General features: G+C 73.3%; 9 protein-coding genes. 4 read left to right on the top strand and 5 right to left on the bottom strand.

All coding sequences use genetic code 11. The features are described 5' to 3' along the window. Positions 1–22: 22 nt before the first annotated feature. Together ACZ6B1_RS25110 and ACZ6B1_RS25105 are read right to left on the bottom strand one after the other, a co-directional pair. Positions 23–1,339, bottom strand: coding sequence for a copper amine oxidase (locus ACZ6B1_RS25110; RefSeq protein WP_468781873.1), 1,317 nt, complete (start codon positions 1,337–1,339; stop codon positions 23–25). Between the two features lie 56 nt (positions 1,340–1,395). Further along, a complete protein-coding gene (locus tag ACZ6B1_RS25105; RefSeq protein WP_468781872.1) occupies positions 1,396–2,214 on the bottom strand; it encodes a Tat pathway signal sequence domain protein in 819 nt (272 codons plus the stop codon). A 196-nt stretch (positions 2,215–2,410) separates the two neighbouring features. Between ACZ6B1_RS25105 and glgX the strand changes: the two genes are divergently transcribed. The 3 genes from glgX to ACZ6B1_RS25090 all read left to right on the top strand — a co-directional run bounded on the left by glgX (position 2,411) and on the right by ACZ6B1_RS25090 (position 8,393). After that, entirely contained in the window at positions 2,411–4,567 is a 2,157-nt protein-coding gene (gene glgX / locus ACZ6B1_RS25100) for a glycogen debranching protein GlgX (protein WP_468781870.1), read from the top strand. A 93-nt stretch (positions 4,568–4,660) separates the two neighbouring features. Next, the gene (gene treY / locus ACZ6B1_RS25095; RefSeq protein WP_468781868.1) at positions 4,661–7,030 is read left to right on the top strand and encodes a malto-oligosyltrehalose synthase; all 2,370 of its coding nucleotides are present in this window, start codon (positions 4,661–4,663) and stop codon (positions 7,028–7,030) included. Between the two features lie 112 nt (positions 7,031–7,142). Beyond that, positions 7,143–8,393 (top strand): M14 family zinc carboxypeptidase, encoded by a 1,251-nt coding sequence (locus tag ACZ6B1_RS25090; protein WP_468781866.1) that lies wholly within the window; start codon positions 7,143–7,145, stop codon positions 8,391–8,393. Between the two features lie 101 nt (positions 8,394–8,494). Here ACZ6B1_RS25090 and ACZ6B1_RS25085 read toward each other — a convergent pair whose 3' ends face one another. After that, positions 8,495–8,908 carry an SSI family serine proteinase inhibitor gene (locus tag ACZ6B1_RS25085; RefSeq protein WP_468781864.1) on the bottom strand — a complete coding sequence of 138 codons (414 nt, stop codon included), beginning with the start codon at positions 8,906–8,908 and terminating at the stop codon, positions 8,495–8,497. A gap of 87 nt (positions 8,909–8,995) precedes the next feature. Continuing rightward, a complete protein-coding gene (locus tag ACZ6B1_RS25080) occupies positions 8,996–9,556 on the bottom strand; it encodes an FHA domain-containing protein (protein WP_468781862.1) in 561 nt (186 codons plus the stop codon). Positions 9,557–9,732: 176 nt separating this feature from the next. Here ACZ6B1_RS25080 and treZ point away from each other — a divergent pair, with 176 nt between their 5' ends. Continuing rightward, a complete protein-coding gene (treZ, locus tag ACZ6B1_RS25075; RefSeq protein ID WP_468781860.1) occupies positions 9,733–11,478 on the top strand; it encodes a malto-oligosyltrehalose trehalohydrolase in 1,746 nt (581 codons plus the stop codon). A 59-nt stretch (positions 11,479–11,537) separates the two neighbouring features. Here the strand turns inward: treZ and ACZ6B1_RS25070 are convergent, their stop codons facing one another. After that, on the bottom strand, positions 11,538–12,485 hold the full coding sequence (locus tag ACZ6B1_RS25070) for a phosphotransferase (protein WP_468781852.1): 948 nt from the start codon (positions 12,483–12,485) through the stop codon (positions 11,538–11,540). Positions 12,486–12,496: the final 11 nt, after the last annotated feature.

Raw genomic sequence — 12,496 nt, 5'->3', positions numbered from 1 at the left:
GCCGGATGGACAGGTCGGTTTCTCAACTACGCGGACGCCAGTGGCCGTTCTGCCATGAGAGCTCGTCCGGAGTGAGCGGATTCATAGCCGTGACGTCGCGCGGTGCGATGGCGAAGCCCTGCCAGTGGATCGGCATGGGCTGCTGGTCCTCGTCCCGGGCGATGTGGTGGAAGCCCACGTTCATCCAGACCACCGGGTGAGTCAGCGTCTGCCCGTTGACCCACTTGTCCACGGACTTCGGGTAACCGCCGGCGCAGCTCGGGTTGTTGCTCGCGAACTTCTCGCACTTGTTGTACTGGGTGAAGTACACGTCGTGCTTGGTGAAGCTGCGGCCCGGGTACTTCGTGGTCGGGCCGGGGACGATCTCGTACGAACGCGTGTGCCCGTCCTTGTTCTTGCCGGTCGCGCTGACCATCCGCCACCAGCGGTAGGTCTTGGCGTCGCCCGCGAGTTCCTTGGTGACCTTGGTGCGGGTGGTCTTGGCGGTGGGCGCCTGCCGGCCGCGGGCGGGCGCGGTGACGGCCGAGTCGTACTGCTCGACCTTGGTCTTCGAGGAGCCGTCGAGGCCGAAGTCCAGCCGCCAGAAGACGTTGTGGCTGTGGCTGGTGGCGTAGGCCTTGGCGCCCTTGCCGATGGGCCAGCCGCGGCCGTCGCCGGCGTCGTAGTCCTCGTAGGAGAGGCTGCCGGTGGCGCCGACGTTCATGTTGACGGTGCCGTCGTCCTGGAAGCGCCACTCGGTCATGTACTCGTACCAGCCGACCTGGTTGACCGTGTAGACGAGCAGGTCCTTGCCCTGCGCCTGGAAGACCTTGTTGGCCGCGTCGCCCTGCATGCGGTAGGCGTGGCCGCGCGAACGCGTGGTGGTGCACAGGCCCTTGACGTCCGGGTGGTCCGGGTCCCAGGAGTCGGGGACCCGTACGGTCCTGATGGTGCCGCCGGGGCACTCGCCGGGCGCCAGGTTCACCAGGCCCTGGGCGAAGCCGAAGCCGGTGAGGTCGTCGTACTCGACGCTGCCGTCGTCGTAGGGGACGTCGATCTGGGCGAGGCGGGCGCTGTTGAGGACCTTGATCGGCTTCGGCTCGCCCTTGGGCTGATAGGAGACGTTCTCCAGCACCAGGCCGGCCTTGCTGTCGTAGCGCCAACACATCCGCCAGGTGGTACCGCCGGAGAGCTTCTGCTCGATCTTGTAGGCGGCGCTGCAGTCAGCGGCGGCGGCCGGGGCGGCCTGCGGCCGGGCGGCGGCCGGTCCGGCGCCGGCCGTCACGCCGGCGGCCAGGGCGGCCACGGTGAGGCCGACGGCCGCCCGGCTGCGGGCATGGCTGATTCTGTTCTTACGCATGAAGAAGTGGCTCCCTTGCAGGAGATGCGGGTCGGAAGGGTGGACGGGCGCCTGGCTCAGTGGCGTTCGAGCCGGCCGACCTTGCGGGCGCTGAGGTCGACGACCAGCCACCTGGCGTCGATCCAGGGGCCGTTCTTGACCTTCGGGAACAGCCGCACGCAGCGGTGCTCACCGCACTTGTCGAGCACGGCCGGCTGCCCGCCCGGGGTGGCGCGGTAGACCGCGCCGTTCAGCCGCAGCTGGTCCGGGGTGGTCAGCTCCTGACCGGTGGCGTCCCGGTAGTCCGCCTTGATGCCCGCGCCCAGCGGGTCGGCGAGCAGCAGCCTGGCCGCCTCGGCGTTCTCGTCCCGGCTCAGCGGCGGCTGGACGCCCTGGCTGGTGACGCTGCTGACGACCTTGCCGGTCCCCAGGTCGACCGTCCTGGTGATGAGCGCGTCGCTCTTGTAGTCGTAGAAACTGACGTCGGCCCGGCGCGGCGCTCCCGGGTCGTCGAGTTCGTCCGCCTCCGGATCGGCCAGGTCGACGCTCAGGCGCTGCGGGCCCCGGTGCCCGTCGACGTTCTCACCGGCGCTGAGCATCCGCCCGCTCAGGGCGATGCTCTCGACCCGCCGGATCTCGTCGTCGGTCAGCGGGTCACGGCCCGTGCCCTTCTCCCCCTCGGCCGGCGCCTGCTTCACGACGCCCGGCGGGACCTCGCCCGGCCCCTGCCCCGCCTGCTGGGCGGCCGGTGTGCCACCGCCGCCCTTGTTCCCTCCCGTTTCGTCGGCCCCCGCCGTGCCGGGCAGGGTGACTGCGACCATCACCGCGGTCCCGGCCACCGCCAGGGCCGCGCCGGCCACCACCTTGCCGAGATGTCGGTGCACTGTCTCGCGCACATCTTCCCCCTACTCCCCCAAGATCCCCGGGAGTACGTGTATCCCCACTGATTCGGCACACGGCGGGTACACGAGTCGCCGTATGCACTGGTCGGCCCGTAAGAGGGCAGTAAGTCCCGGGAGGTTCCCTCACTTTCGGGGAGACTCGCAGCCAACGCGCCCCCAGCGGGGCCGCACACCTGGAAGAGTCGTGGTCATGCAGGTCTGGCCTGGAGAGGCGTATCCGCTCGGCGCCACGTACGACGGCGCCGGGACCAACTTCGCGGTCTTCACGGAGGCCGCACACCGAGTAGAGCTGTGTCTGCTGCACGACGACGGCTCGGAGACGGCGGTGGAACTGCGCGAGAGCGACGCGTTCGTGCGGCACGCGTACCTGCCGGGGGTGATGCCGGGACAGCGGTACGGGTTCCGGATGCACGGCCCGTACGACCCCGCGCGCGGGCTGCGCTGCAACTCGGCGAAGCTGCTGCTCGACCCGTACGCGAAGGCGATCAGCGGGGCCGTGTCGTGGGGCGAGGAGGTGTACGGATACCACTTCGGCGCCCCGGACCGGCGCAACGACCTGGACTCGGCGCCGCACACCATGACCTCGGTGGTGATCAACCCGTACTTCGACTGGGGCGACGACCGGCCGCCACGCACCGACTACCACCACACGGTGATCTACGAGGCCCATGTGAAGGGCCTCACGATGACCCATCCGGGGCTGCCGGAGGAGCTGCGCGGCACGTACGCGGCGCTCGCCCATCCGGCGATCATCGAACACCTGACCAAGCTCGGCGTGACCGCGCTCGAACTGATGCCCGTGCACCAGTTCGTGAACGACCACCGGCTGGTCGACATGGGCCTGAACAACTACTGGGGCTACAACACCATCGGCTTCTTCGCCCCGCACAACGCGTACGCGTCCTGGGGCGACCGGGGCCAGCAGGTGCTGGAGTTCAAGTCGGCGGTCAGGGCGCTGCACGAGGCCGGGATCGAGGTGATCCTGGACGTCGTCTACAACCACACGGCCGAGGGCAACCATCTGGGCCCGACGCTGTCCTTCAAGGGCATCGACAACCCGTCGTACTACCGCCTCACGGACGATCCGCGCTACTACATGGACACCACGGGCACCGGGAACTCGCTGCTCATGCGGTCCCCGCACGTGCTCCAGCTCATCATGGACTCGCTGCGCTACTGGGTCACCGAGATGCACGTGGACGGCTTCCGCTTCGACCTGGCCGCCACCCTGGCCCGGCAGTTCCACGAAGTGGACCGGCTGTCGTCGTTCTTCGACCTGGTGCAGCAGGATCCGGTCGTCTCCCAGGTGAAGCTGATCGCCGAGCCGTGGGACGTGGGCGAGGGCGGCTACCAGGTGGGCAACTTCCCGCCGCTGTGGACCGAGTGGAACGGCAAGTACCGCGACACGGTCCGGGACCTGTGGCGGGGCGAGCCGCGGGCGCTCGCGGAGTTCGCCTCCCGGCTGACCGGCTCCTCCGACCTCTACCAGGACGACGGCCGCCGCCCGCTCGCCTCGATCAACTTCGTGACCTGCCACGACGGGTTCACCCTGCACGACCTCGTCGCCTTCAACGACAAGCACAACGAGGCCAACGGGGAGGAGAACCGGGACGGCGAGAGCCACAACCGGTCCTGGAACTGCGGGGCGGAGGGCGAGACCGGGGATCCGGAGGTGCTGGGGCTGCGCGCCCGCCAGATGCGGAACTTCTTCGCCACGCTGATGCTGTCCCAGGGCGTGCCGATGATCAGCCACGGGGACGAGTTCGCCCGCACCCAGCGCGGCAACAACAACGCCTACTGCCAGGACAACGAGGTGTCCTGGCTCCAGTGGCCGGAGTCCTCGGAGGAGGCGCCCTCGGAGGGCGCTTCCTCGGAGGGTGCTTCCTCCGCGGAGAACCTGCTGGAGTTCGTCCGCGCGATGGTGTGGCTGCGCCGGGACCACCCGGTGTTCCGGCGACGGCGCTTCTTCCACGGGCGGCCGGTGGAGGGCACCCATGACGAGCTCTCCGACATCGCCTGGTTCACCCCCGAGGGCAGCGAGATGACCCAGCGGGACTGGGACTCGGCGCCCGCGTCCGCGCTGACGGTGTTCCTGAACGGCAACGCCATCTCCGAGCCTGGGCCGCGCGGGGAGCGGATCGCCGACGACTCCTTCCTGCTGATGTTCAACGCCTCCCCGGGGGCGCTGGACTTCCAGGTGCCGGTCGACCACGGCCGGCAGTGGCAGGTGGTCGTCGACACGGCCCGCCCGGACGGGGTACCGCCGGGCACGGGCCCGAAGGTGGCGGCCGGGGACCGCATCACCCTGCCGGACCGCAGCCTGACGGTGCTGCAGCGGCCCGCCTAGGCCCAGCCGTGGGGGGCGTGCGCACTCCGGCGTGCGCCCCCCGCGTGCGGCGGGGATGACACGAAATCCGGTGCGCGGGGTACGTAGGGTTCCATGACTGCTGCGCGACCCGGACCCGAGGTACCCACCGCCACCTACCGGCTGCAACTGCAGCCCTCGTTCCCGTTCGCCGCCGCCGCGGCGGCGGTCCCGTACCTGGCGTCGCTGGGCGTCTCGCACCTGCATCTGTCGCCCGTCCTTCAGTCCGTCCCGGGGTCCACGCACGGCTACGACGTCGTGGACCACGCGCGCGTGCGCGACGAACTGGGCGGCGAGGAAGGGCTGCGCGCGCTGGCGTGGACCGCGCGCGAGCACGGCCTGGGCCTGGTGGTGGACATCGTGCCGAACCACATGGCCATGTCGCCCCGGCACAACCGCGCCCTGTGGGAGGTGCTGCGCGAGGGGCCCGAGTCGCCGTACGCGCGCTGGTTCGACATCGACTGGGCGGCGCAGGGCGGCCGGGTGCTGCTGCCGGTGCTCGGCGGGCCGGCCGGCTCCGTGCTGGACGAGCTGGTGGTCGACGGGGACGTGCTGCGCTACCACGACCACGCCTTCCCGATCCGCGAGGGCACCGCCGGCCTCCCGCTGCCCCGGCTGCTGGACGCGCAGTGGTACCGCCCGGTGTGGTGGCGGCTGGCCCGTACCGAGCTGAACTACCGGCGCTTCTTCAGCATCTCCGAGCTGATCGGGGTGCGCGTGGAGGACCCGGAGGTGTTCGACGCCACGCACGCCAAGATCCTCCAGTTGCTCCAGGAGGGCGTGGTCGACGGGCTGCGGATCGACCACCCCGACGGGCTCGCGGACCCCGACGCCTATCTGCGGCGGCTGCACGCGGCCACCGGCGGGCGCTGGACCGTGGTGGAGAAGATCCTCGCCGACGGCGAGCCCCTGCCCGCCTCCTGGCCGGTGGCGGGCACCACGGGCTACGACGCCCTGCGCCACGTCGACGGCCTGTTCACCGACCGCACCGGGGCCTACGAGCTGCTCGGCCGCTACCGGGCGTTCGCGGCGCCGCAGACGGACCGGGGCGGCAACTGGGACGCCACCGTCCGGCGGGCCGCCTACAAGGTGCTCACGCACGAACTGGCCACCGAGACCGACCGGCTCACCCGGGTGGCCGCCCGGCTGTGCGCCGCCTCACCGGACCTGTCGCTGCGCGACCGGGCGCCGTGGGCGCTGCGCACGGCCGTGGAGGAGCTCCTGGTGCGGATGCGGGTCTACCGGCCCTACACCTCCGAGGACGCCTCCGCCGTCATCACCGAGCAGGCCGCCGAGGAGGCCCGGCTGGCCTTCGTGGTGCCCGAGGAGGCCGAGGCGGTCGGCATCGTACGGCGGCTGCTCGTCGGGGACCCGGGCGACGCCTCGGCCCCGGACCACGCCGACCGGGTGGAGTTCCGCACCCGGTTCGCGCAGACCGCCTCGGCGCTGCGCGCCAAGGCCGTGGAGGACACCGCGTTCTACCGCTACGTGCCGCTGCTGTCGGCGGCCGAGGTGGGCGGCGATCCGGGCTCCCCCGGAGTGTCCCCGGAGGACTTCCACGCGTACTGCGCGCGTGTGCAGCGCGACTGGCCCGCCACCGGCACGGTCATCACCACCCATGACACCAAGCGCAGCGCGGACGTGCGTGCCGCGCTGGCCGTGCTCACCGAGTGCCCGGACCGCTGGGCGAAGGTGCTCGCCGAGGTCTCCCGGGCCGAGGAGGGCGCCCCCGACGGGCAGCTCGCCTGGGCGGCCTGGCAGACGGTGTTCGGGCTCGGCCCGGCGGCGGAGGAGCGGGTCCGGGAGGCGCTGCTGAAGCACATCCGCGAGGCGGGGATGTACACGAGCTGGACCGAGCAGGAGCCGCCGTACGAGGAGGCGGTGGACGCCTTCCTCACGGCGGGGCCCTGCGGGCCGCCCGGCGAGCGGGTGGCCGCCCTGCGCAAGGCACTGGAGCCTCACATTTGGGCGAACGTCCTGGGCACCGCGCTGGTTCAGCTCACGATGCCGGGGGTGCCGGACGTGTACCAGGGCACGGAGAGCGAGTACCGGGCGCTGGTCGACCCCGACAACCGGCGGCCGGCGCCGTTCCCGCCTCCGGTGCCCGGCGAGAAGGACGCGCTGACGGCGGCGGCCCTGCGGCTGCGCGCCCGCCGGCCCGGCGCGTTCGGCACGGCGGCGACGTACGCCCCGCTGGCAGCGGAAGGTCCGGCCGCGGAGCACTGCCTGGCGTTCACTCGTTCGGGTGAGGTGGTCACAGCGGTGACCCGGCTGTCGCTGCGGCTGGCGGAGTCGGGGGGCTGGCGGGAGACACGCCTGGAACTGCCGCCCGGGCGGTGGGCGGACACGCTCGGCAGGGGACGGGAGTTCAGCGGGTACGCGCGTGTGGCGGACCTTTTCGACCCGCTGCCGGTGGCCCTGCTGGAGCGGACCGGCGAGGGCTGAGGCACGCCGGTCAACGCGTCCGGGCCTCCCCGCGAGGCTCCCGGCGATGTTCTTGACAGTTCACCCACGCCGTGCGGCACTGGGAGGGCGAAGCCGGTTGGACAAGTCGGGGGTGAGTCTCCTGCCGGAGCTGCGCTATCCCAGCGTTCCCCAATTGGTCGCCTCCGCCCGGGCGCTGGCCGCCGCGGAGCCCCGGCTGTGCGCCCTCAGGCAGGTGGGCGCCTCGCGGGCCGGCCGGCCCCTGCACCTGCTGTCGGTGGGCCACGCCCGCCGGGCGGTGCTGGTGGTGGCGGGCGCCCACGCCAACGAACCGACGGGCGGCAGCACCCTGCGGAAGCTGGCCGAACGGGTGCTTGCCACACCGGAGTTGCGGGCGGACACCTCCTGGCACTTCCTGCTGTGCGCCGACCCGGACGGCGCGAGCCTGCATGTGACCCCGGCGCCGCGCAGCCTGCTCGACTATCACCGGGGCTTCTACCGGCCCACGGGCGCGGAGCAGCCCGAGTGGTCGCCCGCCGTGCTGCCGCCGGACCGGCTGCCGCCCGAGACGCGGGCCCTGACCGGGGTGATCGACGAGGTGCGCCCGTACCTCCAGGCGACGCTGCACGGCACCGATCTGGGCGGTAGCTGGGTGCAGTTGACGAAGGACGTGCCGGGCCTCGCCGAGCCGTTCGCCAAGTCGGCGGCCGAGCTGCACATACCGGTGGAGACAGGCGCCTCGGACGCGGCGGGCTGGCCTGCCTCGGGGCCCGGGGTGCATGTGATGCCCGGCCCCGAGAGCGGCGTCGCCTACCCGAGCCTGCCGGACGACGCCCGGCACAGCACCTGGTACCACGCGCACCGCTACGGCGGTCTGACGGCGGTGGTGGAGGTCCCGATGTGGGCCAGCGACCTGGTGGGCGACCCGGCGCCGCACCCGGCACCGGCGGCGGCGATGCGGCGGCTGGCGGCACGGCTGCTGCGGGACGCGCTGGAGGTCGAGCGGGTGTTCGAAGACGCGCTGCCCCGGCTGGGGGACACGGACGGGCCACTGCTGCGGGCCGCGCGCTGGGGGCTCGAGCTGATGCCGGGGCTCGCCCGGGACTGGATCCAGACCCCGCCGGCCGCCACCACGATGGCCTACGTCGGCAGTGTGGACGCCTTCGGGCGGCGGCTGCCGCTGCGGGCGGCGGCGATGCTGCTGCGGGTGCTGCGGGAGACGGACGACCGGGCGGTCCCCGGCCTGGAGCGGCTCGTCGCCTTCTGGTGCGAGGCCTACGCCGCGCGCTTCCGCGCTCGCTGGGTGCCGTTGGAGGATCAGGTGGAGCACCAGTCCCGGACGGTGCTGGTGGCGGCTCAGCAGGCCCGGGAGCGGGCGGGGTGAGGCATCGCCGGGGCGCGGGCGGCGGGCGGCGTCCGTGCCGCCCCGCGCCCCGGCGGCCCGCGGGCGGGTTCCGTCCCCCCGAGGCGGTCGTCCCGCCCGGGTCAGTCGTCGAGGGCGAAGACCGAACCCGTGCGCGCGTTCATGACGCACTTGCCGGCGTACGTCTCCTGGAACTCCACCGGCCGCCCCTTCCACATCCCGTGCGCGCGGGCCGTCACAGGGGCGTAGATCATCGGGCAGAACACGTCCTTCGGCGGGATGCGCGCGATGTCCCCGCCCGCGCGGGCGAGCTCGGCGCAGGCGGCGGCCGCGTGCGGGTGCCCCTGGGGCGGGTCGCACCGCAGCAGGGTGCCGTGGGAGGCGATGGACGGGCTCTCGCCGCGGGTGACGGTGAGGAAGAGCCAGTCGCCGGACGGTGTGGCGCGGGGCGCGGCCTGGGCCGGTCCCGCGACGAGGAGACCGGCGGCGGCCAGCACGGCGCCGGCGGCAGCGGTCGCTCGGATGATGTGCTTCATGCCCGGTGCATCGGCACGGCGGCCCGCGTTCCCCACCCCACTCACCCGAACGGAACCGCGCGGGCGGACGGCCCCGCGCGGGGCCGGTCAGGTGTCCCGGTGTGCCGCCAGCCGGAAGACGGTCCGGCCGAAGGCGACCTGGTCGCCCTCGCGGACCACGACGGCGCCGGTCACCCGGCGGCCGTTGACGGTGGTGCCGTTGGTGGAACCGAGGTCCCTGAGGATCCACATGCCGCCCTGGCTCCGCAGTTCGGCGTGCACCCGGGAGACGGTGTCGTGGTTCAGGCGCAGCCCGTTGGCGGGGTCGCGGCCGATGCGCAGCGGGTGGCCGCCCGCCGGGTGCGGCAGCAGCAGCTTGGGCAGCCGCTCGGCCTGCCAGGCCCGGCGCAGCCGTACGGTGAAGCCGGAGACGGCCTCGACGGTGCCGAGCACCGCGCGCGAGAAGCGGTTCTCGCGGGGCAGGTCGGCGGTGAGGGCGGCGAGCTCGTCCGCGCCGTGGGCGGCGAGGGCCAGTTCCATGCGGTGCACGAAGGTGTCGTGCGACAGCCGTCCCATGGCGACGCCTTCCCGCAGCACCCGCAGCGCCTTGTCGCGCTCCGCGTCGGACAGCCGCGCGGGTTGCAGGGGGAATTCGAAGGACGACGTCACGCTGGTGATTGTCAGGGGTGTGAACCCCCGGTGTCCAGAATCGGGGAAAACGGTGCCGACGTACGCGTACCGGCACGACACCCGCCGGGAAAGCCCGGATTCGAAAGCGGATTGATCGCTTTCGCGGCACGATGGACGTGACTACATCACGGTGAGCAGACGAAGGGGAACCGTCCGTGCAGTTCGAGGTGTGGGCACCGCAGGCAGACCGTGTGACGCTCCATTGCGACGGCGTGACAGGTGCGTTGGAGCGCGATCCGCGGCGGGCCGGGTGGTGGCAGGGGGAGGCCCGGGCGCGGGACGGCTCGCGGTACGGTTTCGCGCTGGACGACGGTCCGGTGCTGCCCGACCCGCGCTCGCGCCGGCAACCGGACGGCCCCGAAGGCCTGAGCGCGGTCGTCGACCACGGGCGGTACGCGTGGCGGGCCGCGTGGGCGGGGCGCGGGCTGCCGGGGGCGGTGCTCTACGAGCTGCACGTGGGCACGTTCACCCGCGAGGGCACCCTGGACGCGGCCGCGGACCGGCTGGAGCACCTGGCGGAACTGGGCGTCACCCACGTGGAGTTGATGCCGCTGTGCCCGTTCCCCGGGCGGCACGGCTGGGGGTACGAGGGGGTGTCGCTGTGGGCCGTGCACGAGCCGTACGGCGGCCCCGAGGCGCTGAAGCGGTTCGTGGACCGGGCGCACGAACTCGGTCTGGCCGTGGTCCTCGACGTCGTGCACAACCACCTGGGCCCGTCGGGCAACCATCTGCCCGCGTTCGGGCCGTACTTCACCGACACGCACCACACGCCGTGGGGCTCGGCGGTGAACCTGGACGCGTCCGGCTCGGACGAGGTGCGCGCGTTCCTGGTGGGCAGTGCGCTGGCGTGGCTGCGGGACTACCGGCTCGACGGGCTGCGGCTGGACGCCGTGCACGCGCTGCACGACACGCGCGCGTGCCACTTCCTGGAGGAGCTGTCCGCCGCCGTCGACGCCCTCGCGGGCGAACTGGGCCGCCCCCTGTCGCTGATCGCCGAGTCGGACCTGAACGACCCGCGGTTCATCACCCCGCGGGCGGAGAACGGCCTCGGGCTGCACGCGCAGTGGAACGACGACTTCCACCACGCCGTGCACACCGCGCTGACCGGCGAGTCCCAGGCGTACTACGCCGACTTCGCGCGGGACCCCTTCGACGCGCTCACCAAGACGCTCACCGGGGGCTACTTCCACGACGGGACGTACTCGAGCTTCCGCGGGCGCGCCCACGGCCGGCCGCTGGACCGGGCCCGGGTGGCCGGGCACCGGCTGCTGGGCTACAGCCAGACCCATGACCAGATCGGCAACCGGGCCCAGGGGGACCGGCTCTCCGCGCACCTCTCCCCCGGCCTGCTGGCCTGCGCGGCGGCCCTCACGCTGACCGCGCCGTTCACGCCGATGCTGTTCATGGGCGAGGAGTGGGCGGCGGGCACCCCCTGGCAGTTCTTCACCGACCACACGGACCCGGAGCTGGCCGAGGCGGTACGGCGGGGCAGGCGCCGGGAGTTCGCGCAGCACGGCTGGGCCGAGGAGGACGTACCGGACCCGCAGGACCCGGCGACCCGGGACCGGTCCTGCCTCGACTGGTCGGAGCCGGAACGCGAGCCGCACGCGCGCGTGCTGGCCTGGTACCGCCGGCTGATCGCGCTGCGCGGGGAGCAGCCGGACCTGACCGATCCCGACCTCGCCGACACCAAGGTGGCCCACGACGCCGAGGCCCGCTGGCTGGCTTTCCGACGCGGGGACGTCCGGGTGGCGGTGAACCTCGGCAAGGAGCCGGCCGCGATCCCGCTGGGCACCGGCCGGGTGGAGGTCCTCGCCGCGTGGGACCCGGTACGGGCCCCGGGCCCCGACGGGCTGCTGCAGGTGCCCGGTGAGTCGTGCGTGGTGCTGATCCAGCCCTGAGCCGCGGCCACGTCGGCGTGTCGTGAGCCGCGGCTACGGCGGCGTGTCGTGAGCCGCGGCTACGGCGGCGTGTCTTCGTCGTCCTTGAACTCGGTCACCCGCTCCAGCAGGATCGGCTCCCAGGCGCGCCGCAGCCGGCTGCGCAGCAGCGGCAGGGGGCCGGGGGCGCGGCCCTCGAGGTGGCCGGCGAGCCGCAGCACCGTGTCGCAGCGGGCGAGCCACAGGCCGCGCAGACAGGGGCGGGGGCCGTACCCGGCGAGGGTCGCGGCGCGCACGGCGGCCGGGGAGCCGACGGCCACGGCGAGCCCCGCGATGTCCTCGGCGGGGTCGCCGAGGGCCGCCTCGGTCCAGTCCAGGACGCCGCGCACCCGGCCGTCGGCGCTGACCACCACGTGCTCACCGGTGAGGCCGTGGTGGGTCAGGACGGCGGTGCCGTGCTGGGCGGCGAGCTGGGCGGCACCGGGCGGGGTGAGGTGCAGCCGGGTGGCATCGAACTCGTCGGCCGCGGCGAGCCGTTCGGCCGCCTGTACGGCCATGCGGCGCAGCGCGTCCAGGGAGCGCGGGGCGGTGCGCGGCACGCCGAGTGCCTCCACCTGCCGTACCGGTACCGCGCGCAGCCCGCCGAGCAGCCCGGCGAGGTCGGCCTCACCGACGGCGGAGACGTCGTGCTCGTCGGCGGTGCCGCCGGGCACCACGGTGTCGAGGGTGTAGGCGAGTCCGGGCGCCCAGTCGCCGTGGGCGACGCTGACCGGGACGGTGACGGGCACGTGCGGGCGGACCAGGTCGCGCAGGCGCAGTTCCCGGCGGCGGCGCGCGGAGGCGTCCCGGTCGGGGGCGAGCCGCAGCACCTGCTGGGTGCCGACCCACCAGGTGTGCTCGTGGCCCTCGCCGACGGGATGCACGTCCGGTCCCCCGGCCTGGCCGGTGTTCCGTCCGGTGCTCGCCCCGAGCAGCGAACGGACCAGTCGGCGGACGGTGTCCGCGGTGGGGGTCGGTGCCTGGGTCATGGGTCGCGCGC

This window comes from Streptomyces sp. NPDC041129 (genome assembly GCF_055592265.1).
Note: the sequence above shows the minus strand (reverse complement) of the source record. Positions and strands in the feature narration are given on the sequence as shown.